At 60.6% G+C, this 24,021-nt stretch carries 24 protein-coding genes; 5 read left to right on the plus strand and 19 right to left on the minus strand.

What is annotated here, in order from left to right:
• Window position 1 precedes the first annotated feature (1 nt).
• From ACTG2U_RS20565 to ACTG2U_RS20585, 5 genes are all read right to left on the minus strand, one after another.
• Window positions 2–1,201, minus strand: a complete 1,200-nt coding sequence (locus ACTG2U_RS20565; protein WP_323917574.1) for an efflux RND transporter periplasmic adaptor subunit — start codon at window positions 1,199–1,201, stop codon at window positions 2–4.
• Between the two features lie 396 nt (window positions 1,202–1,597).
• Window positions 1,598–2,404 carry an exodeoxyribonuclease III gene (xthA, locus tag ACTG2U_RS20570; RefSeq protein WP_139473801.1) on the minus strand — a complete coding sequence of 269 codons (807 nt, stop codon included), beginning with the start codon at window positions 2,402–2,404 and terminating at the stop codon, window positions 1,598–1,600.
• A 115-nt stretch (window positions 2,405–2,519) separates the two neighbouring features.
• Complete coding sequence (locus tag ACTG2U_RS20575; protein WP_005353221.1) at window positions 2,520–3,482, minus strand: ion channel; 963 nt, start codon at window positions 3,480–3,482, stop codon at window positions 2,520–2,522.
• 66 nt (window positions 3,483–3,548) lie between these two features.
• Window positions 3,549–5,195 (minus strand): tetratricopeptide repeat protein, encoded by a 1,647-nt coding sequence (locus ACTG2U_RS20580; protein ID WP_439975063.1) that lies wholly within the window; start codon window positions 5,193–5,195, stop codon window positions 3,549–3,551.
• A 159-nt stretch (window positions 5,196–5,354) separates the two neighbouring features.
• Entirely contained in the window at window positions 5,355–6,401 is a 1,047-nt protein-coding gene (locus ACTG2U_RS20585) for an FAD:protein FMN transferase (RefSeq protein WP_439975064.1), read from the minus strand.
• Window positions 6,402–6,736: 335 nt separating this feature from the next.
• On the opposite strand from ACTG2U_RS20585, the gene azu reads away from it, so the two are divergent.
• Window positions 6,737–7,177, plus strand: a complete 441-nt coding sequence (azu, locus tag ACTG2U_RS20590; RefSeq protein ID WP_439975065.1) for an azurin — start codon at window positions 6,737–6,739, stop codon at window positions 7,175–7,177.
• Between the two features lie 114 nt (window positions 7,178–7,291).
• Here azu and ACTG2U_RS20595 read toward each other — a convergent pair whose 3' ends face one another.
• The 10 genes from ACTG2U_RS20595 to ACTG2U_RS20640 all read right to left on the minus strand — a co-directional run bounded on the left by ACTG2U_RS20595 (window position 7,292) and on the right by ACTG2U_RS20640 (window position 17,539).
• On the minus strand, window positions 7,292–7,849 hold the full coding sequence (locus ACTG2U_RS20595) for a HutD family protein (RefSeq protein ID WP_439975066.1): 558 nt from the start codon (window positions 7,847–7,849) through the stop codon (window positions 7,292–7,294).
• An 85-nt stretch (window positions 7,850–7,934) separates the two neighbouring features.
• A complete protein-coding gene (locus tag ACTG2U_RS20600; protein WP_064336484.1) occupies window positions 7,935–8,594 on the minus strand; it encodes a YceH family protein in 660 nt (219 codons plus the stop codon).
• Between the two features lie 139 nt (window positions 8,595–8,733).
• Window positions 8,734–10,872: a diguanylate cyclase domain-containing protein gene (locus ACTG2U_RS20605; protein ID WP_439975067.1), complete on the minus strand. Its 2,139-nt coding sequence runs from the start codon at window positions 10,870–10,872 to the stop codon at window positions 8,734–8,736.
• Window positions 10,869–12,062: a sugar ABC transporter substrate-binding protein gene (locus tag ACTG2U_RS20610; RefSeq protein WP_439975068.1), complete on the minus strand. Its 1,194-nt coding sequence runs from the start codon at window positions 12,060–12,062 to the stop codon at window positions 10,869–10,871. Before ACTG2U_RS20610 ends, ACTG2U_RS20605 begins: the two co-directional genes overlap by 4 nt.
• A gap of 162 nt (window positions 12,063–12,224) precedes the next feature.
• Window positions 12,225–12,440, minus strand: a complete 216-nt coding sequence (locus ACTG2U_RS20615) for a YdcH family protein (protein ID WP_005337763.1) — start codon at window positions 12,438–12,440, stop codon at window positions 12,225–12,227.
• Window positions 12,441–12,716: 276 nt separating this feature from the next.
• A complete protein-coding gene (locus ACTG2U_RS20620; RefSeq protein ID WP_040094762.1) occupies window positions 12,717–13,328 on the minus strand; it encodes a hypothetical protein in 612 nt (203 codons plus the stop codon).
• On the minus strand, window positions 13,325–14,686 hold the full coding sequence (locus ACTG2U_RS20625) for an MATE family efflux transporter (protein ID WP_439975069.1): 1,362 nt from the start codon (window positions 14,684–14,686) through the stop codon (window positions 13,325–13,327). Before ACTG2U_RS20625 ends, ACTG2U_RS20620 begins: the two co-directional genes overlap by 4 nt.
• A 120-nt stretch (window positions 14,687–14,806) precedes the next feature.
• Complete coding sequence (locus ACTG2U_RS20630; protein ID WP_439975070.1) at window positions 14,807–16,630, minus strand: SulP family inorganic anion transporter; 1,824 nt, start codon at window positions 16,628–16,630, stop codon at window positions 14,807–14,809.
• Window positions 16,631–16,701: 71 nt separating this feature from the next.
• Window positions 16,702–17,292, minus strand: a complete 591-nt coding sequence (locus ACTG2U_RS20635) for a nucleotidyltransferase family protein (RefSeq protein WP_439975071.1) — start codon at window positions 17,290–17,292, stop codon at window positions 16,702–16,704.
• On the minus strand, window positions 17,279–17,539 hold the full coding sequence (locus ACTG2U_RS20640; protein ID WP_005337747.1) for a GNAT family N-acetyltransferase: 261 nt from the start codon (window positions 17,537–17,539) through the stop codon (window positions 17,279–17,281). Before ACTG2U_RS20640 ends, ACTG2U_RS20635 begins: the two co-directional genes overlap by 14 nt.
• Window positions 17,540–17,733: 194 nt before the next feature.
• On the opposite strand from ACTG2U_RS20640, the gene ACTG2U_RS20645 reads away from it, so the two are divergent.
• Window positions 17,734–18,039: a hypothetical protein gene (locus ACTG2U_RS20645; protein ID WP_182963575.1), complete on the plus strand. Its 306-nt coding sequence runs from the start codon at window positions 17,734–17,736 to the stop codon at window positions 18,037–18,039.
• Between the two features lie 3 nt (window positions 18,040–18,042).
• On the opposite strand, the gene ACTG2U_RS20650 is transcribed toward ACTG2U_RS20645, so the two are convergent.
• From ACTG2U_RS20650 to ACTG2U_RS20665, 4 genes are read right to left on the minus strand one after another with little or no spacing between them, the layout of a single operon-like run.
• A complete protein-coding gene (locus ACTG2U_RS20650) occupies window positions 18,043–19,227 on the minus strand; it encodes an iron-containing alcohol dehydrogenase (protein WP_439975072.1) in 1,185 nt (394 codons plus the stop codon).
• An 18-nt stretch (window positions 19,228–19,245) separates the two neighbouring features.
• Window positions 19,246–19,764, minus strand: a complete 519-nt coding sequence (locus ACTG2U_RS20655) for a hypothetical protein (RefSeq protein ID WP_439975073.1) — start codon at window positions 19,762–19,764, stop codon at window positions 19,246–19,248.
• Complete coding sequence (locus tag ACTG2U_RS20660; RefSeq protein ID WP_005337741.1) at window positions 19,745–20,365, minus strand: TetR/AcrR family transcriptional regulator; 621 nt, start codon at window positions 20,363–20,365, stop codon at window positions 19,745–19,747. The genes ACTG2U_RS20655 and ACTG2U_RS20660 overlap by 20 nt, the downstream gene beginning before the upstream one ends.
• A gap of 11 nt (window positions 20,366–20,376) precedes the next feature.
• Window positions 20,377–21,822 (minus strand): coniferyl aldehyde dehydrogenase, encoded by a 1,446-nt coding sequence (locus ACTG2U_RS20665; RefSeq protein WP_439975074.1) that lies wholly within the window; start codon window positions 21,820–21,822, stop codon window positions 20,377–20,379.
• A 212-nt stretch (window positions 21,823–22,034) separates the two neighbouring features.
• Here ACTG2U_RS20665 and ACTG2U_RS20670 point away from each other — a divergent pair, with 212 nt between their 5' ends.
• From ACTG2U_RS20670 to ACTG2U_RS20680, 3 genes are all read left to right on the plus strand, one after another.
• Window positions 22,035–22,328 (plus strand): hypothetical protein, encoded by a 294-nt coding sequence (locus ACTG2U_RS20670; protein ID WP_005353197.1) that lies wholly within the window; start codon window positions 22,035–22,037, stop codon window positions 22,326–22,328.
• 220 nt (window positions 22,329–22,548) lie between these two features.
• The gene (locus tag ACTG2U_RS20675; protein ID WP_439975076.1) at window positions 22,549–23,517 is read left to right on the plus strand and encodes a nucleoside hydrolase; all 969 of its coding nucleotides are present in this window, start codon (window positions 22,549–22,551) and stop codon (window positions 23,515–23,517) included.
• A 106-nt stretch (window positions 23,518–23,623) separates the two neighbouring features.
• Window positions 23,624–23,959, plus strand: coding sequence for a DUF3634 family protein (locus ACTG2U_RS20680; RefSeq protein WP_005353195.1), 336 nt, complete (start codon window positions 23,624–23,626; stop codon window positions 23,957–23,959).
• Window positions 23,960–24,021 lie beyond the last annotated feature (62 nt).

A 24,021-nucleotide genomic window follows, 5' to 3' on the forward strand; every position in this document is an offset into this window, starting at 1 on the left:
CTTACTTGGCCGCAGACTGGCTGACCACCTTGCCGGTGATCGCCTTCATCTCGTCGGCAGAGACAGGTTTTACCACAGCGCCGGGGCGAGCCTTCATCAAGCCTTCGACGATATAGCGCTCACCAGCCTGCAGGCCGTTCTCGATCAGCACGCCGGAGTCGACTGCCGCGCCTAGGGTCACCGGACGGGGCACTACTTTGTTGTCGGCATCGACCACCATCACCATGCGGTCAGCCTGGGACTGGACGATGGCGCGCGGCGGCACCACGATGGCGTTTTTGCGGGTGCCCAGATCGATGGTCATACGGACAAACTGGCCCGGCAGCAGTACGCCGTCCTTGTTGTCGAAGATGGCGCGGGCACGGATGGTGCCGGTCTGGGGATCGACCCGGTTGTCGGAGAAGTTGAGCTTGCCCGCCTCCGGATAGAGGGAGCCATCGGCCAGACGGATATGGGTGCGCCAGGTGGTGGCATCCTTCGCCTCAATCACCCCTTTCTTTACCGAGTTTTCGAAGTTGAGGCGATCCTGCTCCGAGTAGGAGAAGTTGACGTAGAGCGGATCAAACTGGGTGATGGTAGTGAGCAGGCCGTTGTCGCCGCTGGTGGAGATAAGGCTCCCCTCGGACTGGGAGCTCTTGCTCGCCATGCCGTTGATGGGGGCGGTCACCTGGGTGTAGCTGAGGTTGAGCTCCGCCTCTTTCACCTTGGCCTGAGCGGCCTGATGACTGGCGATGGCCGCCTCGTAGTTGGCGATGGTGTCGTCATAGTCCTTGCGGCTCACCACCTGACGCTTGAAGAGGGGAATAATGCGATCCCGATCGGCACGGGCCTTGTTGAGACGGGCCTGCTCCTGAGCCAAAGTCCCTTTGGCCTGCTCCAGTGCCACCTTGTAGGGCTCCGGGTCAATCAGAAACAGCTCCTGACCGGCGGTAACCGGCTGGCCTTCCACATAAGTGCGCTTGAGCAGGATGCCACTGACCCGGGAGCGCACATCGATCTCGCGAAAACCGGCGGTCTCTCCCACCATCTCGGTGGTGAGCGGCACATCGGTCAGCTTGACCTCGGCGACCACCACAGGGACGGCGGGCATGGTCTGGGCCGTCTGGGTCGTCTCGCCGCCACAGGCGCTCAGACCACTGATCAGCGCCAGGGTCAGCAAGCTGCGTTTGTAAACCTCTCTTCCGGCATTGGGCACCTTCATCATCACACTCCTGTTGGATCGATTTCGGCTGCTGCGTTCAGCATGTTTCTCCATACACATCATTAACTTCATGATTAAAAAAACAACTTCTTTATGATTGGAATGGGAGATGATAGGGCGGCAACCTTGAACACAACCTTCTCAAAGTGGCAATTAAGGTTGCCGATTGACGAAAAAAGTCTGACTTTTCCGATATGGGCGGGGGGCTTCGGGGATGTTCATCCCGGGCCAGGGCTTTTCGCAACCGTATCACGCCAGCCACTCCTTGCTGCAAAAAGAAGGTGCCCTGAGGCACCTTTTCTGGATAGGCTGTTTACGCCCTTTTATCGCGGGCAACCGCGAGCCGCTTCACAGTTTACGAATTCGCCGCGGCTCATCGGTTAATCTTGCGCCGCATCAGGCGAAGCAGGCCCAGATGGGGGCGTGGTCGGAGGGTTTCTCGATGCCGCGCAGCTCGTAGTCGATACCGGTCTCGGTCACCTTGTCCTTGAGGGCGTCGGAGGCCATGATGAGGTCGATGCGCAGGCCGCGGTTCTCGTCAAAGCCCTTGGAGCGGTAGTCAAACCAGGAGAAACGTTCGCACTCGGTGGGATTGGCGGCGCGGAAGGTGTCGGTGAGGCCGAACCCTTTCAGGCGCTCCATCCATTCGCGCTCGATGGGCAGGAAGGAGCACTTGCCATCCCGCAGCCAGCGCTTGCGGTTAGCTTCGCCGATGCCGATGTCGAGATCGGTGGGGGAGATATTCATATCCCCGATCAGCACCAGCTGGTCGTCCGGGGTGTGGTTGGCCTCGAGGTAGTGCTGCAGATCCTCGTAGAACTTCTGTTTGGCCGGGAACTTGGTCTCGTGATCCTGGCTTTCACCCTGCGGGAAGTAGCCGTTCATCACCTTGATGAGGGAGCCGTCTTCGCGCTCGAAGGTGGCCATGATCATCCGGCGCTGGGCTTCTTCATCATCGGTGGGGAAGCCTTTCTCCACCTTGACCGGCTTCTGCTTGCTCATGATGGCGACCCCGTAGTGGGCCTTCTGGCCGTGAAACTCCACGTGATAGCCCATGGCCTCCACATCGGCCAGCGGGAATGCTTCATCGTGCACCTTGATCTCCTGCAGGCCGATCACATCGGGCTGGTGCTTGTCGATGATGGCTTGCAGCTGGTGCAGACGGGCGCGCAGGCCGTTGATATTGAAAGAGATGATCTTCATGTCCGGGATGCTCATGTCATTTTTATAAGTGGCTATTGGACTAGGAATCGGCGGTGGATGCAAGTTTGGCCGCGGGCCTGCGTCAGTGGCAGGCACCGCGGGGTGGGCAGAGGTGTCAGCGGGTCATCTTTTTGACGAAAACCACCACAAACAGCGCCAGCGTAAAGCTGCCGGTGAAGGCCTCGAAGGCGGCGAAGATCCTGGAGAGCCCGACCGGAGTGAAGTCGCCGTACCCCAATGTGGTGAAGGTGACCACGCTGTAGTAGAGGCATTCGAGCAGGAAGATGGCATTTTGCTCGAGCGGGGCACCGGGCTGGTAGATGAGGTGCTCGCCCTGAAAATGCAGTCCGCAGAAGAAGTAAAAAATGCTGCAGATAAAGATGAGCAGCAACGAGAAGAGCACCACCCGCATCGGGGCCTCGCCATAGCCGCAGAAGAGATCGACCACCCAGGAGGTGAAGCGCTGGGTCGACCAGAACGGCAGTTGCAGGCGGCGCATGGTGAGCTCCTGCTGGATATAGTTGCCGGACATGGTGAAGATCCCCTGTGCCTCGGAGGCTTTGCGCAGATCCCGGTAGGTCTCTTCCGCCTCCTTGAACCAGATGCGCGCCTGTTTGGGATCCCGTTCGCGGCGCCCCTTGCGATCCTGCATCACCCGTTTGCCGGTCTGCATGTTGTCGAGCCGGGTGTTGTGCCAGCGGATGCCGAGCAGGTTGACGTCATCGAGGGTGGCGCACTGGAGGTTGGCATCACTGAGATCGGCCTTCATCAGGCTGCCGCCCTTCATGCGCAGGCCGTAGAGGTGACCACCGCGCAGGTTGGCGCGATAGAGGTTGCACTGCTCCAGCAAAAATCCCTGATCGGACTCCTTGTTGACCAGATTGAGGCCCGCCAGATTGGCCCGTGACAGCTGCAGGCCGTGGCAGAGTCCGCCAGCGCGAACGTACTGTTCAAGCGCCTCGGCGGTGTGGGCTTCCTGATGGGTATGGTGGGGATCATGCCAGTGGCAGAGATCGTGCTCGCCAGCCTCTTCACTGCAGTGGCGGCCATCGGCCACCAGATAACGACACATCGCCATCTTCGTTTCCCTCGCATTGCCGAACTGGTTTCAGCATAGGCGGGGAAAGGGGGGCGCGGCGGCGTCTTAGCTGAACTGGTTGAACTCCTGACGCAGCTTGCGAAAACGCTCCTGCTGGGCCGGGTTGAGGGGGATGCCGTCGAGCACGTCCAGGGTGTCTTTGCACTCGGCACCAAATTCCGGACTCTTGCGGTTTTTCTGCATCAGTTGCAGCAGGACCTGGATCTTGTTGAGAGCCGCACCGGTATTGGCGGGGGCGCGGCGCAGGGCCTCGCGAAAATGGCCGAGGGCCTGCTCCAGCTCGCCGCTCTGATAGGCCTTGATGCCCAGATCGTTGAGCTGCTGGTAGCGCTGACGTCGCTCCAGCACCGTCTTGTCATCCCGGGTTGCCTGAATGCAGGTGGTGAGCAGCCGATCTTCGTCCTCCGCCAGCAGCCCTTGCAGGCTTTCGGCATATTCAAACTCGCCGAGCTGGTAGAGGGCAAGGATGGTTTCGCCAAGCAGGGCGGGGGGCATGGTGGCCGGTTCATCGAGCCAGTTCTGATTGGCGCGATAGAGCATCTTCTTGCCCTTGAGCAGCTCCCCCAGCGCAATCTGCACCCGGGCCTGACAGATCTGCTCGAACACCGGGTAGTTGAACTCCGACATCATCAGCGAATCGCGGATGCGCGACAGGGCAGAATTGACCTGCTTTTGCAGGTTGGCGATGTGGTAGCTGTCGTTGCTATTGAGGGCGTAGAGGGTCAGGGTCTGGATATAGGCCCCCAGATAATGGGGCGTGCGATGGATCGAGTTGCGCGACAGGTCGATCAGCGACATCAGCACATCCTTGGCCTGGGCGTAGTCGTGGCGCTGCAGGCACACCTCCGCCAGCCGGCGGGAGAGTTGCACCGACTGAGGGGAGATATCCACCGCCCGTCTGAGCTCCTGCTGCGCCTGCTCGTCATTGCCAAGGGCCAGCAGGGATTCTGCCAGCCAGAGGTGAGCCTCCACCATCAGCGGGGTATTTTTGAGGGTCGCCTGCAGATGGCTGACCGCCTCTTCGTGGAGCCCCAGGGTGTTGCACGCCTTGCCCAGCGTCAGGCGGGCCCAGCTGTTCTCCTGCCCGGCCAGCAGCTGGCGCATCAGGGCGCGCGCCTCCTGTGCCTGACCCTGCTTGAGGTGGGTATCGGCCTGCAGGCAACGGCAGTAGTTGGCAAAACGGGGCACCGCATCGGCTCGCTCGGCACAGGCGGTAATGAGGCCTGCCAGATTGTCATCGGCCAGCGCGGTAAAGACGCTGGCCAGGGCGTTGCGCCGGGCGAGGGCACGCTTCAAGCGAAACGAGAACTGCTCCTGGGAGAAGGGCTTCATCAGGTATTCGTCGGGCTCGGCTTCCAGCGCGCTCAGTACCATGGCGCGGGAGCTGTCGCCACTCACCATGATCACCACGCTCTGGGGCGGGATCAGGTCTTTGTCGCGCAGGCTTTCGAGCAACTGGCGGCCATTCTCGCCAACCCCGAGATCGTAATCGATGAGATAGATGTCGAAACTGCCCTTCTGGCAGCGGCGCCGCGCATCCTCGGCGGTATTGGAGTAGGTGATGTTGCTGATCCCCAGATTGAGCAGCATCGCCTTCATCATCACCTGAAACGAGCGCTGCTCATTGACCATCAGAATGCGTTGTGGCTTGGCTGGGCTCTTTTTTTCTGGCTCTTGTTCAGGTGTCTGCATCTGTCTGGGTCGAGGCGCTGCGGGCTGATGGGAGAAAGTGTGCCACCAAAGCGCCCGAAGAGGCAATTGGCCAAGTTGTCGATTGCGAACCATCTCCGTTTGTCCGCCTTTTGTCCGCGATGAGTGAAAGAAAAAGGCCCTGTTGCCAGGGCCTTGAACTCACCGTTTTTTCTCTGCCAGATAGGGAGCAAATTGCGGCGTGTACTCAGCCTTGAACCCCTGTTCGGTCTTGATGATGAGATAGACCGCCAGCTGGTGCTGTTTGGCAAATGCCATCCCCGCTTCAGGCCCCATCACCATCAGCGCGGTATCGAGAGCATCGGCCTCCAGCGCGGTCGGGGTGATGACGCTGGCGGAGACCAGCTTGTGGGTGACCGGCTGGCCGGTGGCGGGATCGATGATATGGGAGTAACGCTGGCCATCCAGCTCGTAGTAGTTGCGATAGCTGCCCGCAGTGCTGAGCGCCATGCCGTTGGGGATGACGATATCGGAAAACGCTCCCGGCTGATCGGAGGGTTCGACGATGGCCACTTTCCATGGCGAGCCCTTGCTGTTGTTGCCCTTGCTGCGCACCGCACCGGCCACTTCGATCAGGTAGTTGCGTACCCCCTTGCCCTCGAGCAGGGCGGCGATTTCATCCGAAGCAGCCCCTTCGCCGAGAGTGGATAGGTCGAGATAGAGATCCGGGATCGTTTTTTCGAGCAGGAAGTGATCACCCTGCGAGGTCAGGGTTAGCTTGTCGATGCCCACCTTGTGGCGGGCGGCGGCGATGGCCGCCTCATCGGGCCGCTTGACCGGCCGTTTGTCCGGGCCAAAGCCCCACAGATTGACCAGAGGCCCCACGGTCACATCCAGCTTGCCGTCGGTCAGCTTACCGGCATCCATCCCCTGCTGGACTATGATGGCCATAGCGGGCGGGATGGCAAACGGGGTGTTGGCGGGCCCCTGATTGAAACGGGAGATGAGCGAACCCGGATCGTAGGTGGAGATCTCCTTGTTCATCCGGGCCAGCAGGCTCTCTACGTCGCTTTTGAGGGCGGGCTCCCCACCGGGGTAGCTATCGCTCAGGGTCACCACATAGTAGGTGCCCATGGTCTTGCCCTGAATACGGGTCTGGGCAGGCGGGGTGGGCTGGCAGCCGGCCAGCGCCAGCAGCAGGGTCAGCAGCAGGCCGCGCAGGGCCGCCACGGGGGTTATCGCAATCATCCGGCGCTCTCATCTGGAGAAGGTTCATATCGGGGCGCTAGCTTAGCCAAGGGGCGCCCTTCGGGCGAGCCCTGATGGGGGGAATCGGAGGGGAAATGGCAGAAAAAATTAAACAGTTTTGAACCTGTGGTGGGAGCGGGTCGTATCGTCCATCCGTGAGGGAGAGAGTGGCGAGTAGAGCACCGTCTGGTGACCTGGCCCGCAGCTTTGGCCAAAAGCCATAGCCGATTGAAGACAATTGAGTAAAATGAAGGTCGATTTAGACGGCATCTTTGCGAAGCGTTCACCGCATCCGCCAAGTCGTTGCCATCCATTGCCAATCAAAGGAGAAGATGATGAAAAAGGCGATTACCCTGCTGTTTCTGAGTACCCTGGCTGCCCCCGTGCTGGCGGATGAGTGTGCACTGGTTATCGAAGGCAATGATGCCATGCAGTACAACCTCAAAGAGATGAGCGTGCTGGCCACCTGCAAGGAGGTGACGGTCACCCTGAACCACACCGGCAAGCTGCCTGTGACCGCCATGGGTCACAACTGGGTGCTGGCCAGCACCGCCGACTATCAGACCGTGGCAACTGCCGGGATGAGCGCCGGGGCCGAGAACGGTTATCTGCCCAAGGATGATCCCCGTGTGCTGGCTCACACCAAGCTGATTGGCGGCGGCGAGAGCAGCAGCGTCACTTTCAAGACCGACGGTCTGGCGGGCAAGGATCTCACCTTCTTCTGTTCCTTCCCCGGCCACTTTGCCATGATGAAGGGCTCCTTCAAGGTCAACTAAGGTGCTGACCGGCACGAGCCGGTTGCCTCAATAGCAAAAGCCGGGATTTCCCGGCTTTTTCATCTCTGCTGTTTGTGTGTGACGTGGCATGACTGCACACCGCCGACTTTTGCGCTATTTAGTCTGCAGGGTAAAGAAGGCGATGGCGGTCTTCTTCTGGCATTCGAAGTGAATGCTCTCTTCACCGGTCACCACCAGCGTCTCGTTGATGGCCACCTCTTTGCCCTGCACGGCCAGCTGGCCGCTCAGCAGGTGACAGAGGTAGGTCTTCTCTGGCTCGAGGGTAAGGGTCAGCGGAAAGGGGAGGTTGAGCACCCGCACGTTGGCGCTGATGCGATCCGGATGGTAGATAAGCCCCAGATCGGTCACCTCTTTTTTCAGCAACTCGCAGTGGGTCTCCTCATCGCCGCTAAAGTGCGCCGCCTCGAAGGTGGCGTAGGGGTGACCATTGAGCACAAAGCCAGCCCCGCTCACCGGCAGCAAAATGCGCTGATAGCCGGGAAAGGAGGAGAAGGGGCCCGCGCTCTTGATGGGGGCCGAGCTCAGTCGATAGTCAAAGTCGAGTTTGGCAAGGTTGCTCCCCTTGGGGGAGATGAGGATCTGGCTGGTGGTTCCCTGCTGGTTTTTCCAGGGCATCTTCTGGTGGTCAGACTCTTTAATCAGGGTGATCACGGGCACTTCCTCACGATAAAAAAACGCAGGGAGCCGGGGACATCAGCCCCGGCTCCCTGATATAGATTGGCGATGGTAAAGGCGATCAGCCCTGACCATCCAGTGCTGCCAGCCGAGCTTCCATTGCGGCGAGACGGCTCTTGAGCTCGTTCACCTCCTGCTCCAGCTCGCTCAGGCGGTCGGCGGCAGGGGAGGCATAGGCCGCGGCGGGAGCGGCATCCATCATCGCCTGAATATCCACTTCGCCGCTAAACAGGTGGGCGTAGCGGGATTCGCGCTTGCCCGGCTCGCGCGGCAGCTTGACCACGTAGGGGCCACGCTCGATAAGCTGGGTCAGCACCGCATCTACTTCGGTGACATCATCGAAGCTGCAGAGGCGGTTGGTGCGCGAGCGCAGCTCCCCCGGGGTTTGCGGGCCGCGCAGCAGCAGTTCGCAGACGATGCCGAGCTCCTGGGCACTGAATTTCAGCTCGCCAAATTCGGTGTTGCAGAATCTGTGCTGGTAGCGGGGCACCCGGGCGTTGAAGCCTGCAGTGTTGACTACCAGCCGCTTGCGGATCAGCTCGTCTACCACGGCGCGGATATCGAGCTCGGAGAGCTCCAGCACCGGCTCGCGGTTGCTCTTCTGGTTGCAAGCATTGACCAGTGCATTAAGGGAGAGAGGATATTGATCCGGGGTGCAGATCTCTTTTTCAATCAGACAGCCGATGACGCGGGCTTCCAGCGGGCCAAGTACTAACTCCATTTCCTACTCCCTTCCAAATCGAGACATCAAGAGCCCCTATCTTAGTCATGGTCCGCGCCGCGTCTAGCGTTGCGCGCCATTTTTGCGAGCTGATCAGGGGGTTGGCGAAAGGCTCGCCAACGCCAGAGACCTCTGCTTTTTATCGCTGCCCCTGATAGAAGCGCGCCTTATTGGCATACATGGCGTCGTCAGCCACCCGGCTCAGCTCCGCCAGCGGGGTCTGGTCGCTGCTGCTCCAGCCGATGGCAAAACGCAGCGGGAAGCTGTGCTCCCCATGCTGCACTGTTGCGTGCTGCTGGCTTGCCTCCAACCTGCCTGCCAGCAGCTGGCTGGCGAGGTGATCCGCCTCCGCCAGCAGGACGAACTCGTCGCCGCCGATGCGGAAAATCTTCTCATCCTGACGGCAGAGGGTGCGTAGCTGGTGAGCCATCTGGATCAGCAGGGCGTCGCCTGCCTCGTGCCCATACTGGTCATTGGTACGCTTGAGGCCGTTGAGATCGAGCATGAAGAGGGCGAGGTGACGCTCGGGATGGCGTGCCAGCACCGCCTGATAGTGATGGAAGGTCTCTTCGAACGCCTGCCGGTTGGGCAGCCCGGTGAGGTTGTCGGTGCGGGCGACCCGCGCCAGCTCGTCGGTGAAGAGGCGCCCCTCGATGCCCACCGCCAACTGCTTGGCAAACAGCCGCAAGATGGCCCTGTCTTCGGACTCCAGCCCTTCTGCGCTCACCATCAGATAACCAAACAGCACGCCACTTTGGCTACCGGGCAGGGTCATGATCTTCCAGAGTGCGTTATCCCACTGGCATTCGGAGTGTTTAACCTCCTCATCCATCAGTTGAGCCAGTTTCTCCTGCAAGGCATCCCGCAAGGGGGCATCGACACCCTGGGTCAGGGAGTAGTGGGGCTGCCCGTCTCGGCGGATCACCAGTCCCCAGCGGTGGCCAGGATAGAGCTGCGAGAGCTGCAGCAGGGCGGAGCTGGCCAGCTCGGCAATATCGATATCCAGCTGCTGGTGCAGACCGAACTGCAACCAGGATTGCAGGATATGGCGGCTGCGCTCTTCCCGGCTCAGGGCCGAGCGCAGGGCGGTCGTTTGCGAGGCGACCTCTTGCTCCAGTTCGTCGTTGAAGCCGAGCAGCCGCTGGTTGAAGGCCTCTTTCTCGCTATTGGCCTGCTGCAGCTGTTCATTTTGCTGATAGAGCGCCCGCACCTGATCCGAGATGGTGCTGGCCATCTCCTGCAGCAGCTGGCGCACCTCGTCGTACTCCACAAAGCGCAGCGGCGCCTGCCGTTGCTGGTAATTGCCCTTGCCATAGCTGCGCACCAGCGCGGCCAGCGAGCGCAGCGGTCGGGTGAGCCAGCGGGTGAGCCAGACGCAGCCGATGGCTACCAGCAGCAACATGACGGCGATGCTGACGGTCAGCAGCTGTTGGGATTTGTTGAGCTCGCTGACCCTGTCATTGCTGTAGCTGTAGAGGGTGATGGTGGGGGTGATCTCCTGCTCCAGCTGGGGCCAGCCAATAGCCAGGGGCTGCGCCATCTTGCTTGGCTCCCTGTCATCCATGGCGTTGGCGCTCTGGTGAGCCCCTTCATAAAGACGGTTCTCGCCCTGGGAGATCACCAGATATTCGCTCCCCTTGAGATAGGGTTCCAGCAACTGGGCCATCTGCCGCCAGGGGAGAATGGCCATCACGAAGCCGGAAGGGGTCTGCATCACCCCAGCGCGCTGGTGGTTGCGATAGATGGGGGCCACCAGCGCCAGCCCGCCGCTGCGGTTTTGCTCCATGTCGTCGACCAGCACGGGATCATCGACGGGCAGTAGCAGATGCTTGCCCTGTTTTGCCTCGCGGGTCTTGCCCCAGGCCATCAGCTGCGGCATCAGGTTGCTCGACTCGAGGTGGGAGGCCTGGCCATTGATGTACTCCACCACCGACCCCTTGTCATCGATGAGGTAGGCCGAGGTCAGCAGGCTGTTGGATTTGACAAAGGTGGCCAGCGCCAGCCGGGCATGGCTGGAGAAGAGAAAGTTGTCTAGGGCCTGATGTAGCACCCGATCCTGGCTGAGCTGATTGAGCTGGGTGCCGATCAGCTCGCTGCGAAAGCGGGCCTCGCGGGTCATGCTGGTGAGGGCCCGCTCCAGCTGCGACTGCTCGCTCTGGGCGATGATCTGGTGCTGGCGGATCAGCAGCACAGTGCTGGCCAGCAGTGCTGGCAGCAAGGCGACGGTGAACAGGGTGATGATGAGGGTCGGGCCGAGCCGAAAGGTGCGATGTTTCATGGTGTTTTGACCTGCCGGTACTGCTGATCGGCCAGCTGCTGCATATAGCGGGCGGTGTCGGCGGCACTGATCCCCTCTTTAAAGCGCTCGAACCCTTTCTCCATCGCTTGCCAGGCGATGGACATGGCGCTGTCGGAGGGCATGGGGGTACTGAGGGTGAACTGCTCCAGCAGCACTTTTTCCTGAGGCGTGGGACGGCGGCTGATGGCGGTAAAAGCCTGCTGATTGACCGGCAGCAGCGCCCCCTGATGATAGATGAACTGCTGAATATCCTGACGCTGGATAAAGGCCACCAGTGCTTTGATGACGGGTTGCCGATCCTCATCATCCATCGCCCAGCGGGAGGCTCCCATCACGTAGGCGCCGCTCATGGAGTGCATGGGATGGCTTTGCCAGCGGGGCAGCAGGGCAACGCCCAGCTTATCCCCCATGTTCTTCACCAGATCATTGAACGCCCAGTCCCCATTGATGAGGTAGGCGCTCTTGCCCTCATTGAAGCGGGCGAGGGCGGTGTCATAGTCGCACTCGGGATCGACCCACTGTTCGCTGGCGACGGTGCGGTAGGCCTCCAGCGCCTGCACCATGGCCGGGCTGTCGAGGGTGATGCGCCCTTCGGTCACCGGCGAGCCGCCAAAGGTGTGTAAAAAGGCGGCGAAGTAGTACATATCGTGATAGGGCCAACTGACGGGGTAAACCCCCTTGGCCTTGAGGGCCGGGGTGATAGCAGTCAGTTGCTGCCATTGGGTCACCGGAGTCGAGACCAGCGCCTTGTTGTAAAACAGCATCAGATGGTTGCCCTGCATCATGGGCATGCCCCAGCGTTGCCGATCTAGGGTGACATAACGCAAGGCACTGGCCATCAATGAGGGGGAAAACCACTCGGCCGGGAGGGGAGCGAGGGTCATCTGGCGATAGAGGCCGATAAAATCGGAGGGGATCAGCATCAGATCGGGCAGTCCCCTGGCCTGAGCTGCCAGCAGAAGATCTGCCTTGATCTTGCCCGGCTCAATCTGGGTGACCCGCACTCTGTGGTTCCCCTCCTGATTGAAGCGGGCGATCACGTCGTCGATCACGTAACCGGCTTGCTGGGAGTGCCACAGCTCCAGTTCAGGCTCCTGAGCCTGCAGGGGGTGGCTCAATGCGAACAGGCAAAGCAGCAAGAGATGATAAAAAGATCGTTTTTTGCTCATGTTATCATCACCGTTATGCCCTGAATTCCAAGGGAAAAATGTAACAAACTACCAGCAAGATCGGTAGGCTCGAGTGTCAACTAATTGACTGAAACAACAAAAAGCCCGGCGCGTGGGCCGGGCTGGGGGATAAATTGCTTATCCGCATATTCTTCGAGGCATCTATTGTGGATGTTGTTTGAGGATGTCGTATATCTCCTCTTTCAGTTTGAGTTTCTGTTTTTTCAGATCTCTCACCTCGGCGCTATAGTCGCTGGCGTGATGCTTTTCCAACTTTCTAATCTCCGCATCCAAGTCGTTGTGCAAGTCAAACTTCTTCTGGAAATGGACATCACTGCTCTTCAGTTTCGAGATGAGTTCTCTGTACTCTGGGAACATGTAATGGAGCCTCCTTTGTTTCGTTTGATTGTGCCTGTAAGACCAAAGCTACCCCTTAGTGCCGGGGATAAATGTGATCCTGATCGGATTTGGGGGCAATGATTTGGAGTATTCGGCGGGATATTTATAACTTGTTGAATCAAAACAAGATAAGTAATTTATCAATCTGAATGGTGAGCCAAACTGTGCGACAAGTCACAACAGGGGCAGTGTTGGCGTGAGGGTGCAGGATCAAAAAAGGGGCCGAGTGGCCCCTTTTTATGGATGCAGGCAACGTTACTCTTTATCTTCGTCCGCCTGCTCTTTTTTCTTTTTCTTCTCGGGTAGCGGCTTGCCATCGCGGTGGATCACCTTGCCCGCTTCAAAGCCAATCTGGGCCGCCAGCTCCTCCAGATCCGCCGACTTGGCCTGATCCCCGATGGCGTAGCGATAGTTGGCGATGGAGAGTTTGTCAGCCACCGGCGTGCCCGGGACGATAGGCTCGCGCCAGCCCTGGCCGATGTGGGCCACCAGGGTGCCGTTCATCAGCAGCTCGCCGACGATCTCCTGGGTCGGATTGCCCTTGCCGTAGGTGAGACCCTGGGGGTGCTTCTTGCCGACCAGCGGCTCGTTGCTGGCGGGGATCAGCTTGGTGCGGATCAGCCACTTAGGCTTCTTGGTGTTGCCCACCGCCTTGCCGGTCTGGTACTCGTTGATCTTGATGGTCTTGATCATCTGGGCCATGAAGTCCTTGGTCAGCGCCTTCTGGGCGTCGCTGGTTTCATCGATGGCGATGGGGGCCACATACCAGGTCTGGGTGGCTTGAGCCTTGGGAGCGGCAGGGGCAGTTTGCGCCATGGCCAGGGGGCTGAGCAGGATGGCAGCCAGCAAGAGTCCTATCTTCTTCATTGTGATTCCGCTTTTGTTTCAACAAGAATTTTGTTTTGCCAGCGACGACTGCGCCAGCGCCAGAACATGGCCAGACCGCGCACCCACTCGTCGCAGGCCAGCGCCAGCCAGATACCGACCAGTCCATAACCCTGCATGATACCGAGGAAATAGGAGAGTGGCACGGCAATTCCCCACATGGAGAGCAACGCCATGTAGAGGGGGAAACGGGCATCCCCGGTGGCCCGCAGGGCGTTGATCACCACCAGATTGAAGGTGCGGCCGGGTTCGAGGATAAGGCTGATAAGAAACAGTTGCGCCACCTGGGTGATGATGTCGGCATCATCGGTAAAGAGGCTGATGATGGTGCGGCCATTGAGGGCCGCCGCCACGGCGATGACGCAGGTGACCGCCAGCCCCAGCTTGAGGCTTTTGAGTAGCTGCTGATAGGCGCGATCGAACTGTCTTGCTCCCGCCAGATGGCCGATGATGATCTCGTTGCCAAGGCCGATGGAGAGGCCAAACAGCAGGATAAACAGGCAGATCTGAAAGAAGTAGGACTGGGTTGCCAGCGCCTTGTCACCCAGCAGTCCGACAAAGGCTGTCACCACCATGAACTGCAGCATCCAGGAGAGGTTCTCCCCCGCCGCCGGCAGGCCGATATGGAGCACCTTGCCCAGCATCTCCCGGCTGGGATGGACGATATCGCGCACCACCAGTCGAATACTGGTCTTGCGGGCTACCAGCCACACCAGCAGCACCACACCCACCAGTCGCCCCGCGACCGTGCTGATGGCGACACCGGCGACACCAAGCTGGGGCAGGCCGAACCAGCCGTAGAGCAGCAGCAGGTTGCCAACGAAGGTGATGAGGTTGACGATGAGGGTCACATACATCGCCTGACGGGTGTGGCCGTGGGCGCGCAGGGTGGCTGCCAGACAGAGGGCTGCCGCTTCCGGCAACAGGCAGAGACCGATGATCTGCAAGTAAAGCGTCCCGTCGCTCATCAGGTTGGCAGGCAGGTTCATCAGCGCCAGCATGGTGCTGGCCCCCGCCATCACGCCAATGGCCGCTACCAGACCGATCAGCAGGTTGAAGCCGATGGCGGTGTGGATCACCACCCGACTCTTCTCCCGATCGCCTGCCCCCAGATACTGGGTGATCACCACGCTGGTACCGATGCTGACGAAGCTGAACAATGTGATGGCGAGATCGAACACCTGATTGCCGACCGCCAGCGCGGCCACTCCCTGATAGGAGACGTGACCCACCATGAAGGTGTTGAGGGCACCGGTCAGAAAGTGCAGGGCGAGATCGATAAAGAGCGGCCAGGTCAGCGCAAAGAGCGTGCCCGGGCCTGCATGGGATTGAGATTGCATGGCATGTCCAACAGCTGGGAGGGCACGGGGGAGTGCCCTCTGGGGGCGCATTTAACACCAAGGCCAAGGCCGGTGCAATCCTTGTGCAGGATTGCACCGGCCAGGGAGCAGGCCAAGGGGTCAGGCAGGCGTGGCGCCCGCCTCCTGTTCGCTTGGCAGGGTGAGGCGAGCCGAGTTGGGCAGGGCATCATCCTGTGGCCAATTCGAGCGGATGGCATCTGTGGTGCTCTCCACCACCGCATCATCCTTGAACACCGGCTCGCGGTAGCAGCGGGTCAGGCGCAGCGCCTGATACATGTCGGGGCAGAGGATGATCCCCTCATCGCCGACCCGCACGCCCGCCTGCTTTAGCCAGTGAGTCATCTGGCCGTGGCGACCCGCCATCACCATATGGATGCCGCGCCGTTTCAGCTCTTTGTGCAGCTCTCCCACCATGCTCATCACGCTGATGTCCTGATGGGTGAAGCAGGCGACGGCATCGATCACCAGACACTTGGGGGCTCGGGGATCCTGCACCAGCAGGGCCAGCACCCGCCGCTTGAAATAGGGGGCATTGAAGTAGGTGAGCGGCGAGTTGAAGCGATAGACCAGAATGCCGGGAATGGCTTTGGCCTGTTCGTTGTCCCCCAGGGTACGTACTACCCCCTCGTCATCCATGCCAAGCAGCTGGTCGGTGGGGCGCATCACATTGCGCAGGAACTGGAACAAGCCCAGCAACACGGCGAGGGTGATCCCGGGGATCACTCCCATGGTGAGCACGCTGATAAAGGTGACCAGCGCCAGCCAGAAGGCGGAGCGATCGGAGTGGCGCAGGGCCCAGAGACCGCGAAAATCGGTGAGCGACAGTGAGGCCATCACCAGCACCACCCCGAGGGCGGCGGTGGGAATATATTTGAGCGGCGCCGTCAGATAGAAGGTGATGAGGGCGATCACCGCCGCAGCGATGATGGAGACCAGTTGGCTCTTGCCGCCGTTGGCGTCGTTGACCGCAGTGCGCGAATCCGCGCCGCTAATGGCGAACCCCTGGGAGACTGCGGAGGCGAGGTTCGCCATACCGAGGGCCCGAAACTCTTTGTCCGCGTCTATCTCATAACCGTTTTTGGCTGCAAAGCTGCGAGCGGTCAGCATCATGGAGACGAAGCTCACCATGGCGAGGTTAAGGGCGGGCAGCACCAGCTCCCGCATCAGGCCGGGGGGAAATTCCGGCATCTGGAACGCGGGCAGGCCGGAGCCCACCGTCCCCAGGGTGGCGATATCAAACTGGCCGAGATTAAAGCCCCACACCAGCGCAGCGGTCACCACCATGGCCACCATGGAGGAGGGCCATGCCGGTTTGTAGCGCTTGGCCAGCAGCAGGGTGAGCAGAGCCACCAGACTCATGGCCAGGGTCGGCAGATGGGTCTGGGTGATATAGGTGGCCCCGCTGGCGATCCGCTCGATGAGGTAACGTTCGCTAAAGGTGAAGCCGAAGATCTTGGATAGCTGGCCCACCATGATGGTGATGGCCACACCATTGAGCAGCCCCATCAGGATCGGGCGGGAGAGAAAGTCCGCCAGCACTCCCAGCTTGAAGCGGCTGGCAATCAGGCACCAGAAGCCGGTCATGGCGGTCATGGTCATCACCAGTTGCCAGTGACGGGTGGGGTCGCCTGCGGCCAGCGGCGTCACCACGGCGGCGATGACCGCACAGGTGGCGGCATCGGGGCCGACAATCAGCTGTCGGGAGGTGCCAAACAGGGCATAGACCAGCATGGGCAGGATGCAGGAGTAGAGGCCGACGATGGCACCCACCCCGGCAAGCTCGGCATAGGCGATGGCGACGGGCAGTGCCACGGCCGCCACCGAGAGTCCGGCGCGAAGGTCTGGCATCAACCAGGCGCGCTGGTAATGCAGCAGGGCGGCGAGGCCCGGTAGCCAGCGATCGAGAGAGAAGAAGTCGCGCATTATTTAACCCATTGAGTTACAACCAGCTTTTCCCCTAGTGTGCCCAAGGTTATCGAAAGATTGCAATCAGGTTATGGCCAGTTTACCTGAAGGTCAGGCCAGATAGCCTGCCAGCGTTTCTCCTTGATGCGCTGGGTAAAAATCTGTTTGTCCTGACGACATTTGGGGTTGGCACTCACTTGCAGCGACCAGTTAATGGCAAAGCCGTAGGGGGCGAGCCACTCGAACTCGCCATCCTGATTCAGGCGCACTCCGATGCAGGTGGGCACTTCGACCCAGTGGCTGAGCGCCTCAAGGCTGCTGGCAAACGGCGTTACCAGCTGACGAGTGTGCATGCGGGCCTGATTGCGTACCTCCCACCGCTGGCCGGGTAGGCGTTTGGCGAGCCAAGCTTCGTGCTCCGCTTCAGCCAGCCCTTGCGGATCGCTTTTATCGAGATAGATAAGGTCGATATCGTTGAGCGGGGTGGGCACCGCCTTGTGGTGAAGGTGATCCCAGATGAGGTTGCGGATAAAACCGGCTCCCAGCGCCCAGTCGGGCAGATTGAGCTCGGCCGCGGCTTGCAGGCAGGCCATCCGCTGCGGATCGGCCCGCAGCAGGGCTTCTGTTTTGGCTTGGAATTGCTGTTCGAGGACGGTGTTCAGAGGTTCAGTTGTTGGCATTGCGGCGTAACCAGACATCAATGTAGCGGCAGCTCGGCACTATAGTGAGCCCCTCCGCCTGAGTCCAGTTGAAGAAGGCACGCGCCAGCTGATCGGCAATCCCCTGCACCCGCAGCTCGGGCGGCACGAAGGTGCTGTAGGCGTCGATGGTCTTGGCATCGAGCCGCCGGTAGCGCAGTCTCGACTCTTTCCCCTCCACCATACAGATGAACTGCTGCTGGTTGGCCTGATGGATGATGTCGCTCATGGTGGGCACCTCTGGCATAAAGTTGGGTCTCTCGGCACAACATAACTGTTAGCCAAGGTATAGAACAGATAGTGGATGATGTATCGATTGTTATCAGGATTATTGAGCCAGCTCTTGCTCTCTGGCTTTTATCTTGGCACGAATCGATGTGGCAATAATCAGCAAGTTCGGAAGAGGTAAAAATGGACACGGTAATGTTGAAAGTTACCCGGAAGGTGTTGGCTCAAAGTCAGAACTGCCCAGATCAGCGGCAGATTGCGATTTCTGATGCATCCAACCCTGAACTCAAGGTTCAGTTTGAAACGGCAGGTAAAAATAGAAAAATTCGGCTGTTGTTGGCCAAGAGAATCTCATTGTGGATGGGGGATACGGGGGCTATTTGGTATAGCCACAACCACGCGAGCAAAAAGAACCAAGAGGATTTTGATCAACTCTTTTCATTGTTGGCGCACCATCCTGATGCGCCATTCCAGTTTATTTGTGAGGTTGCGGCCGATTAGCCACTAGGCCCAGGCTCGCTCCAGCAGGGTAAGTAACTGCTCACGGTCGGCATCCTTGCGATTGAACAGCAGGGCACCGTCGTTGACCGCCAGATCGCGGATCTCGGTCAGTAGCGAGCGATCGCTTACCCCTGCCTCGCTCATGGTGCGCGGCAGCTTGACCGCTTGCCACAAGGTGTCGCGCAGGGTGCGAATGGCTGTGATGGTCGCCTCCGCCCGCTGATGGGCCGGGGTGGCGGCAAAGCGCTCGGCACCTACCAGCGGCAACAGCAGCCGGGCCAGCTCGTTATCCACCTCGGGGCGGTTGTAGTCGAGCACGGTGGGCAAAAAGAGGTTCATGCACAGCCCATGGGGCAGATGGCAGCGGGCTCCCAGACTGTGGCCGAGGGCGTGCACCAGCCCCACCATGGAGTTGGAGAATGCCATGCCAGCCAGCGTGGATCCTTCCGCCAGTTGCAGTCGCAGCTGTTTGTTTTGCGGGTCGTGGATGATTTGCGGCAGGGCGCTGGCGATCTTCTCCACTGCCATCAGGGCCAGCGCATCGCTCACCGGGTTTTTCGCTGTGCCGATAAAGGCTTCGATGGCGTGGGTCATGGCATCCATGGCGGTAGCGGCGGTGATATTGAGGGGGAGCCCCTGGGTCAGGCGCGGGTCGAGCACCGCCAGCTGGGGCAGCAGGAAGGGGGAGGTGAAGGGCACCTTGCGCCCGCTCGCCTCATCCTTGATCACTGCAACCAATGTCACTTCTGATCCTGTGCCCGCCGTGGTGGGTACCACCGCCAGCGGCTTGAGGGGACGGGTCAGGCAACCGGCGCCCGAGTAGTCGAGCAGATGATCACCCCCCATGGAAGTGAGAATGTTGACTGCCTTGGCGGTGTCGATGACCGAGCCGCCCCCCAGCGCCACCAGACTGTCGCAGTCGAGCTCGCGATAGCGTTTGGCGATCCGCTCCACCACGGCGGTGGAAGAGTCGGCCGGGATCTCGTCCCAGATGGCGGCGACCGGCAGCTCCCCCTCGGCCAGCACATTGGCCAGCAGGGTGGCAAGGCCGGTGGCATTGACCCCCTTGTCGGTCAGCAGCAGCGGGCAACGGGCCCCGAGGCTGGCCAGCTCGCTGGCCAGTTGCTCCAGCGCCTGTTCACCGGCCAGCAGTTTGACCGGGCAGAAAAAATCGTAATAGCGGCTCATTTCAAGGCTCCTTGCGCGTTAGCCGGTCACCAGACCCAGATAGATGTTGCAGGCCCGGCCGATCTTGTTGGTCGGGGCGGGATAGTGGCGCAGCAGCGGCCGCGCGATAAAGGCGGGCAGGATCAGGGACTGCAACTGCTCAAGCCCCCGCACCAGATGCATGGCAACGGTCAGGTCTCCCTCCACCAGCAGCCGGTTTTCGCCAAATGCCTGATTGACCCCGAGCCGAAAACTCAGGGCGCGAAAGGCGATATTGGGATGCTTGAAGCGCACCCGCAGCGGATGGATGGTGGCATGAGGGGCGACTGGCGCGCCGGGATACCAGCGCCCACCCTGCTTGTGCATGTTCATGGAGTAGCCGATGCCGCCTACTTCGAGGCGGATTGCCAGCCCGTCCGGCAACGGCGCCAATTCGCGGCGTACCGCCTCATCGGTGCGGGCGGCGCGGCAGAGGGTACGACTTACCACCCAGAGCAGAGTGGTGATCCAGAGGCGGCGGCCAAGGGCGGCCACAGGTTCAAACATCCGTGTTTGCATGGGGATTGGCTCCTGAGATGGCTGACCAGAAGAGGGCGAACGCACTGGCTTGCCAGTAGTCGTCCTCTCCCAGCTCCGGTTGATCGACAAACAGTGATGCGCAGGCGAGGAACTGGCCCTGACACACCTCCAGCAACAGTGGCGCGGGGGCCTGCATCAGCTCGCCGCTGGCCTGCCCCTTTGCCAGCAGGGCAGGCAGAAAGCGCAGGGCATCGTTCAGGATCTGGCTGCGGGCCGGTCTGGCCAGCAGCGGAGAGTGAAAGAAACCCAGCACAAATTTGAGCTCATTGGGGTTAGCCTGCATCCACTCCATCGCCAGCTGCCAGTAGTGGCGGGTCTGGTCGTACAGCGGCAGGGTGGGATCTGCTTCATGGATGGCGCTCCCCATCCGGGTCTTTACATCCTGATAGAGGGCGAGGATCAGTGCCTCCTTGCTCGGAAAGTGGTGGAACAGAGTGCCGTTGGCCACCCCGGCTGCCTTGGCGATACGGGCGGTGGCAGCCCCCTGCAGGCCATCTTCGGCGCAGAGGGCGAGGGCGGCATCCAGGATCTGGCGGCGCTTGTCGGTCATGGTTTGTGGCTGTGGGATAGCCTGATTCATTGTCATCTCCATCAGCGCAGGAAGAAGGCCATCATCAGCCTCTGGATCCAGCTGTGGTAGGGCGGATGGATCAGGGAGCCGGTGGTGAACTTGCCGCGGGTCAGCACGGTTTTCGCCTTGGAGAAGGTAAGAAACCCCTCGTGGCCGTGGTAGTGGCCCATGCCGGAGGCGCCGATGCCGCCAAACGGCACATCGTCGGCCGCCACCTGAAACAGGCTCTCGTTGATCGCCATGCCGCCGGAGTGGGTCTCCCGGGTCACTCGCGCCTGCAGCTCGGGGTCAAAGCTCATCAGATAGAGTGCCAGCGGGCGGGGCCGCTCAGCCACATAGGCGAGCGCCTCCTCCAGGGTGTCGTAGGGGATAAGCGGCAGCAGCGGGCCGAAGATCTCCTGCTGCATCACCTGACACTGACTTGGTACCCCGGTCAGCAGGTGGGGCACCAGCAGGCGACGCTGGTCATCGCGGGCCGGGCTGCCACAGGGGTGGAGCTGGGCACCCGCCTGCTCGGCTTCATCGAGCCAGCTGACGAGACGTTGATACTGGCGGTCGTTGATGATGGCGCCGTAGTCGGCACTATTGAGCCCCTGCGGGTAGAGCTTGCGGAAGTGGCGGCGATAGGCGGCGATAAAGTTATCCACCTCGCTACGGGGCAGCAGCACATAGTCGGGGGCGACGCAGATCTGTCCGGCGTTGAGGCTCTTGCCGAAGATCATCCGCTCGACCGCAGTGGCGATCGGCATGTCGGGGGCGATGAGACAAGGGCTCTTGCCACCCAGCTCAAGGGTGAGGGGGGTGAGCTGGGGCGCGGCGGCGGCCATCACCAGCTTGCCTACCATGGTAGAGCCGGTAAAGAGCAGGTGATCGAACGGCAGTGAGCTGAATGCCGCCGCCATCTGGGCATCCCCCTCGATGATGGCGATCTCGTTTTCGTCAAATACGCTGGTGAGCATGGTGCGCAGCACGGCATTGGTATGGGGGGTGAACTCGGAGAGTTTCAGCATCGCCCGGTTGCCCGCCGCGATGGCGGTGATGAGGGGGCCAAGGCTCAGCATCACCGGAAAGTTCCACGGCACGATAATGCCGACCACCCCGAGTGGCTGGAAGTGCACCTCTACTTTGGCGGGGGCCAGCAGCAGGCCGGTGTGGCGGCGGTGGGGCTGCATCCAGCGTTTGAGCCGCTTCTGGGTGTAGTTGATCTGCATGATGCAGGGCAGCACATCGGCGATCAGGCTGTCGTAGTGGCTGCGCTGGCCATAATCTGCCGCCAGCGCCTTGCACAGCTGCCCCTTGTGGGCGAGCAACGCCTGTTTGAGTTTGGTTAGCTGCACCCGTCGCTCGGCCAGGGTAGGCATGGGGTGAGCCAGACTCGCCCGCTTGAGCCGTGCCAGCTGATCCGGCAGGGACAATTTGATGGCGAGGATATCCTCAGGAGTGTGTTGAAGCTGCGCCGCACCCATGTTGTTCTCCGCATGAAAAATGACCGACTGATTAGTCGGTCTAAATCTAGCTGTTTGTTACCGGAATGTAAAGCTGGCAAGCTGTCTGCCGTTCACCAATATCCCGACGCAAGAGAGAACTGTGTGTCTCCCCACACTTTTGTGGTTTGCTCGTTGGTGGCTTATCTAATAAGGGGTAGTTTTTGGCTATTAACCTACACGGAGAGAGCACTATGACCAGGGAACTGAACAGCTTGTTGGCCCGGCTTGAAGATGTGGTTGAGCGGATGCCGGATTGCTTCAACACCTACGAATTCGCCCAGAAGCTGGCACTGCAATATCAGCCGGAATTCTTTGCCGCGGGCCACTCTCTGGCCGAGCACGAGGGCAAGGTACTGCGGGTGCTGCACCAGAAGATCGCCGAAGCGCTGGCAGGCAGCGAGATGGTGATTGAAGGGGCGCTGCTCCCCTGCGTCACCCCCTGGGGGGAGAAGGCGACCTCACCGCGCTGGCACCGCAAGCACTGAGGGGCGGAGTAAGGCAGATCACTGCCAGATAGCAGATAACGAACAACGATAAAGGGCGCGGTGCTGGCAACAGGGCCGCGTTTTTTTATGCAGATTGTCGTCAGCAGCGTGTCGTTGTCGGGAGCAAAGGCCCGCTCTGTGATCCCATGCCGGGATATGGGGCCGTCAGCCGGGTAGACTCTCCCTTTTGTCGCAGGGTTTGTCACCGTAGGAATTTCTCATGACCCATAAAATCATTCTGGATACCGATCCGGGTATCGACGATGCCATGGCCATCCTGTTTGCCGAGGCCCACCCCGCCATCGAGCTGCTCGCCATCACCACAGTTTTTGGTAACGCCACTATCGACAATGGCACCCGCAACGCCCTCTGGCTCAAGCAGAAGTACGGCATGAAAGCAGATGTGGCCAAAGGCGCGGCTGCCCCGCTGCTGCGCGAGCCGGTTGGCCCCACCACTATAGTCCACGGCCCGAGCGGCTTTGGCGATATGGAGGCGGGGGAGGTGACTATCGCTCCGGATCCTCGCCCCGCTTGGCAATATATTGTCGATGCGGTGAAAGCCGCGCCGGGGGAGATCACCATAGTCACTATCGGCCCGCTGACCAATCTGGCGCTGGCGCTACAACAGGCGCCCGAGATTGTCTCGCTGGTGAAACAGGTGGTAGTGATGGGCGGCGCCTTTGGCGTCAACGGCCATCGTGGCAACGTGACCCCCTATGCCGAAGCCAATATCCACGACGATCCCGATGCCGCCGACCGGGTTTTTACCGCCGACTGGCCGGTGGTGATCATCGGGCTGGACGTGACCCAGCAGAGCTTCTTCAGCAGCGCCTATCTGGATGAACTCAGGGACAAGGCGGGGGAGCCGGGCCGCTTCCTGTGGGATGTCAGCCGCTTCTACCTGCGCTTCTACTCGGAGAAGCTGGGGCTCTCCGGTTGCCACGTTCACGACCCGTCCGCTATCGCCTATGTCATTGACCCGACCCTCTTTACCCTGCGGGAAGGGCCGGTGCGGGTGATCACCAGCGGCCCGGCCATCGGCCACACCCTGCAAAAGTTCGATGGCAAACGCCACTCCCACGATGACTGGGCAGCCTATCGCCCGCAGCAGGTCGGGGTGGCGGTGTGCGATGAAGCCTTGCTGGCGCTCTATCGCGAGACGCTGGTGGGCTGGGGGAAGGATTGCTGAGCAAAGAGGCGCTATTGCGCTGACGCGGGGGCTGTGATCGGCGCCAAACAATCGGAGCGCACGGCCGCTTATACTGCCTTATATCAAGAGCTTGGGAGGGATGAAGATGGCCTGGATTTCCTTGATAGTGGCGATTGCGCTGATCTGGTGGTTGATGAAGCTGGGGCGTGGCGCCCTGTTCGAGATCCGCCTTGCCCCCGGCAAGGTGGTGGTCAAGCAGGGCAAGGTGTCACCCGCCTTTATTGAGCACGCCAAGCAGATCCTGCGCCACGACACGGTGCGTGGGCGCATTGTGGGGCAGCGCGATGGCGATGGCGTGAAGCTGATCTTCTCCCGCTCCATCCCCGAGCCGGTGGCTCAGCGGTTTCGCAATATCTTCCCCTATGGCGATTACCGCCAGCCAACGGCGCCGCTGCCGGGGCCCAAATCCCGCAAGGGATAAGCACCGGAACGTGGTTCATCAATAGCAAACGGGCCTCCAGTGGAGGCCCGTTTTCTTATGGC

This window comes from Aeromonas sp. 95A (assembly GCF_051919235.1).
Lineage (GTDB): Bacteria > Pseudomonadota > Gammaproteobacteria > Enterobacterales > Aeromonadaceae > Aeromonas > Aeromonas veronii.

Bases quoted from the DNA above. Each gene is read 5' to 3' on its own strand.
- ACTG2U_RS20620 (WP_040094762.1), bottom strand. From the start codon at position 13,328: ATGAAGAAGATAGGACTCTTGCTGGCTGCCATCCTGCTCAGCCCCCTG.
- ACTG2U_RS20575 (WP_005353221.1), bottom strand. From the start codon at position 3,482: ATGGCGATGTGTCGTTATCTGGTGGCCGATGGCCGCCACTGCAGTGAA.
- ACTG2U_RS20670 (WP_005353197.1), top strand. From the start codon at position 22,035: ATGACCAGGGAACTGAACAGCTTGTTGGCCCGGCTTGAAGATGTGGTT.
- ACTG2U_RS20675 (WP_439975076.1), top strand. From the start codon at position 22,549: ATGACCCATAAAATCATTCTGGATACCGATCCGGGTATCGACGATGCC.
- ACTG2U_RS20585 (WP_439975064.1), bottom strand. From the start codon at position 6,401: ATGATTGCGATAACCCCCGTGGCGGCCCTGCGCGGCCTGCTGCTGACC.
- ACTG2U_RS20660 (WP_005337741.1), bottom strand. From the start codon at position 20,365: ATGAATCAGGCTATCCCACAGCCACAAACCATGACCGACAAGCGCCGC.
- ACTG2U_RS20600 (WP_064336484.1), bottom strand. From the start codon at position 8,594: ATGGAGTTAGTACTTGGCCCGCTGGAAGCCCGCGTCATCGGCTGTCTG.
- ACTG2U_RS20650 (WP_439975072.1), bottom strand. From the start codon at position 19,227: ATGAGCCGCTATTACGATTTTTTCTGCCCGGTCAAACTGCTGGCCGGT.
- ACTG2U_RS20625 (WP_439975069.1), bottom strand. From the start codon at position 14,686: ATGCAATCTCAATCCCATGCAGGCCCGGGCACGCTCTTTGCGCTGACC.
- ACTG2U_RS20655 (WP_439975073.1), bottom strand. From the start codon at position 19,764: ATGCAAACACGGATGTTTGAACCTGTGGCCGCCCTTGGCCGCCGCCTC.
- ACTG2U_RS20640 (WP_005337747.1), bottom strand. From the start codon at position 17,539: ATGAGCGACATCATCCATCAGGCCAACCAGCAGCAGTTCATCTGTATG.
- azu (WP_439975065.1), top strand. From the start codon at position 6,737: ATGAAAAAGGCGATTACCCTGCTGTTTCTGAGTACCCTGGCTGCCCCC.
- ACTG2U_RS20580 (WP_439975063.1), bottom strand. From the start codon at position 5,195: ATGCAGACACCTGAACAAGAGCCAGAAAAAAAGAGCCCAGCCAAGCCA.
- ACTG2U_RS20645 (WP_182963575.1), top strand. From the start codon at position 17,734: ATGTTGAAAGTTACCCGGAAGGTGTTGGCTCAAAGTCAGAACTGCCCA.
- ACTG2U_RS20635 (WP_439975071.1), bottom strand. From the start codon at position 17,292: ATGCCAACAACTGAACCTCTGAACACCGTCCTCGAACAGCAATTCCAA.
- ACTG2U_RS20565 (WP_323917574.1), bottom strand. From the start codon at position 1,201: ATGAAGGTGCCCAATGCCGGAAGAGAGGTTTACAAACGCAGCTTGCTG.
- ACTG2U_RS20605 (WP_439975067.1), bottom strand. From the start codon at position 10,872: ATGAAACATCGCACCTTTCGGCTCGGCCCGACCCTCATCATCACCCTG.
- ACTG2U_RS20630 (WP_439975070.1), bottom strand. From the start codon at position 16,630: ATGCGCGACTTCTTCTCTCTCGATCGCTGGCTACCGGGCCTCGCCGCC.
- xthA (WP_139473801.1), bottom strand. From the start codon at position 2,404: ATGAAGATCATCTCTTTCAATATCAACGGCCTGCGCGCCCGTCTGCAC.
- ACTG2U_RS20610 (WP_439975068.1), bottom strand. From the start codon at position 12,062: ATGAGCAAAAAACGATCTTTTTATCATCTCTTGCTGCTTTGCCTGTTC.
- ACTG2U_RS20680 (WP_005353195.1), top strand. From the start codon at position 23,624: ATGGCCTGGATTTCCTTGATAGTGGCGATTGCGCTGATCTGGTGGTTG.
- ACTG2U_RS20615 (WP_005337763.1), bottom strand. From the start codon at position 12,440: ATGTTCCCAGAGTACAGAGAACTCATCTCGAAACTGAAGAGCAGTGAT.
- ACTG2U_RS20665 (WP_439975074.1), bottom strand. From the start codon at position 21,822: ATGGGTGCGGCGCAGCTTCAACACACTCCTGAGGATATCCTCGCCATC.